Genomic DNA, 1,777 nt, shown 5'->3' with positions numbered 1-1,777 from the left:
GATGCTCGAGTACCTCGGCTGGGCCGACGCCGCCGACCTCGTCCGCGATGCCGTCGAAGAAACCATCTCCTCGGGGAAGGTCACCTACGACCTCGAACGACAGCTCGAGGACGCCGAGAAACTCGCCACCAGCGAGTACGCCGACGAAGTCGTCGCCAACATCGAGAATTTGTCGTAGATCGGCCGTCGGAGCGCGGCCCGTTCCGATAGCGTCGAAACGCCGATTTTTGCGGTCTTTCTACCAGGTTCAGCATCGATACTGACGCGAGCCGAGATACTGATAGTGATTAGTAGAGCAATCCATAGTTTTGGCCCGTTACTATACAGAAGCTGAGAGAATGATCTCGAGATTGACACACTTCGCGTGTGCAGTAGAGTAGCTTCTCGATGCAGTCGGCTACGAACTGTGAGTAAACCCGTATGCAGCTTGTTTCTGTCGCTGTTCGATTGCTCTGATTGCACCGAACTCACAGTTATCGTCACCGTCCCACCACGATAGTAGCGTGAGAGTGGTTGCTACCGCGTCACTGATTTCGCCATCCTCAACCAGTTCTTCGATGTTAGTGGGTGTCCACGGAGGCTCGTGGCTGGTCTCTAGGTCGGCTATCATTTCGACGCCAGCGTCGGCCAGTGGTGCTGCCATCTTCTCGGGGATTATCCCTAACTCAGTGAGAGTCGTCGAGGGGAGTTCGCCGCCGTGCTGCGCGACTACTTCAATAGGGGTGGTTAGCAAATCAGTGTCACTTGTTTCGACTGTTTCAATTGTCTCTTGGAAGGTATCTCGAGCTTGGCGGAACCGAATCCGCGCGAATGTCTGTTTGTTCTCGACGAAAGCATTGATACCCTCCTGAAAATTCCGTTCGGCTGATTCTAGGAGTTCGCCGATATCGGTTCGTTGTTCGTGGATCGTTTTGACCGGCTCGAAGTTCTCCCGAGTCGATTCGATTGCTTCCGTGAGTTCCTCGTGTGTATCAGTGGCCTCGGAGTCAAGTTTGTCGACAGCGGTCTGATAGTGAGTGAGGGCCTTGCTGTAGGCGTCGGCGGCCTCACCGAAGTTGTTGGTCTCTCTTGCGGAATCAGCTGTTTCGAGGGCATTTTCAGCCGCGGCTCGAAGCTGTTCGACCGTCGCTAAGCTATCGCTTTCAGGTTGCCCTATAGAGGTTGTCGGCTGGTCTGTCTGCCCAACAGGTGTAGCAGACGACCCACCACTGGGTTCTTTGGGAGATCTCTGCTCCGATTGCTGGTTCGCCCGGCGCCGTTTGATCAGGTATCCACCACCAACGACGCCTCCGATCGCAACTCCTCCGATGGCGAGCGGCCCGGAATTATTCCGAACCCACGAGGTATACAACGCATAGGCAGGAATGTCGATTGACTGGCCGGCATACCGCCAGTCACTGTGGTGTCCCAGAGTTCCAAGCATCACACGAGAGCCCTCACTTGAGCCATCGACACCTGCATCCACCGCGTAGAGATTGTCGTCGTCACTCCCGACGAAGACGGTGCCGTCGGCCACCGTCGGTGACGAGCGAACCATATCGTGGAAGTAGGTTTCGAAGGCCCACTGTTGATTACCCGTTTCCGCATTCACTGCGTAGAGATTGTTGTCGTGACTCCCGACGAAGACGGTGCCATCGGCCACCGTCGGTGACGAGCGAACCCGACTGCCAGTTTCGAAGGCCCATAGCCTGTTGCATCTTCAATATCAGTTCGCAGGACGTGGCTGGGTAGCCTCGATCCAAGCGACTGAGGACAAGATGTGCCAGATTGACGTTCA

At 55.7% G+C, this 1,777-nt stretch carries 1 protein-coding gene and 1 pseudogene; one reads left to right on the top strand and one right to left on the bottom strand.

What is annotated here, in order from left to right:
• Positions 1-178 (top strand): isocitrate/isopropylmalate family dehydrogenase (locus D8Y22_RS16460; protein ID WP_246084483.1); only part of this gene is annotated, 178 nt, incomplete at its 5' end.
• A gap of 219 nt (positions 179-397) precedes the next feature.
• Here D8Y22_RS16460 and D8Y22_RS16455 read toward each other — a convergent pair.
• Positions 398-1,678, bottom strand: a pseudogene (locus D8Y22_RS16455) (outer membrane protein assembly factor BamB family protein); the annotation flags it as partial.
• Positions 1,679-1,777 lie beyond the last annotated feature (99 nt).

It is taken from the genome of Salinadaptatus halalkaliphilus, assembly GCF_006543045.1.
GTDB lineage: Archaea > Halobacteriota > Halobacteria > Halobacteriales > Natrialbaceae > Salinadaptatus > Salinadaptatus halalkaliphilus.
This window is presented reverse-complemented; position numbering and strand designations above follow the sequence as displayed.